This window comes from Pantoea sp. SIMBA_079 (assembly GCF_046940275.1).
GTDB classification, from domain to species: Bacteria; Pseudomonadota; Gammaproteobacteria; order Enterobacterales; family Enterobacteriaceae; genus Pantoea; species Pantoea borealis.
Genome location: NZ_JAWRYR010000527.1, coordinates 1 through 259, shown reverse-complemented (window position 1 = coordinate 259; position 259 = coordinate 1). Strand labels below are relative to the sequence as shown.

1 protein-coding gene is annotated in these 259 nt (G+C 66.8%); it reads left to right on the top strand.

What is annotated here, in order from left to right; all coding sequences use genetic code 11:
- Window positions 1-162, top strand: a 162-nt coding sequence (locus SB719_RS21070) for an efflux RND transporter permease subunit (RefSeq protein WP_412159871.1), incomplete at its 5' end; no start/stop codon positions are given.
- Between the last annotated feature and the right edge of the window lie 97 nt (window positions 163-259).

The following is a 259-nucleotide window of genomic DNA, read 5'->3' as shown; positions in this document are numbered from 1 at the left end:
CGTCAGCCGCTGGGCCTGACCATCATCGGTGGCCTGGTGTTCAGCCAGATCCTCACCCTTTATACGACGCCGGTGGTTTACCTGTACCTGGACCGCCTGCGCCACCGCTTCAACCGTTGGCGCGGCGTGCGCACCGACGCCGCCCTGGAAACCCCGCTATGACTTTTGCCCAGACCCCACTTCACCGTGCCCTGCAAGCACTGACCCGTGGCCGTGGCTCGCGCCTGCTCAGCGCCGGGTTGTGCGCGGCCTTGCTCAG